Raw genomic sequence first — 236 nt, 5'->3', positions numbered from 1 at the left:
GCATGACTGGCAAATAGCGTGTTCTGGTGCGCCGCATGTTACCCTGATGGCTAAACCTGTAAAACATAACGGGCATTGGCGCACGGGATAGTTTGGATACAGGGTTAATCCATTACCAAGGTCTATTTGTGTACTTTCTGCGCCAGGCGTGCTGGTTACTTGCATTGTTAGACTCCTTCATAGCTTTCATGCCTGTATCAGGCACATATTTCCCTAATGTCACTGCAAATTTACTG

This window comes from Parendozoicomonas verongulae, assembly GCF_009711465.1.
Lineage (GTDB): Bacteria > Pseudomonadota > Gammaproteobacteria > Pseudomonadales > Endozoicomonadaceae > Sansalvadorimonas > Sansalvadorimonas verongulae.
This window is presented reverse-complemented; position numbering follows the sequence as displayed.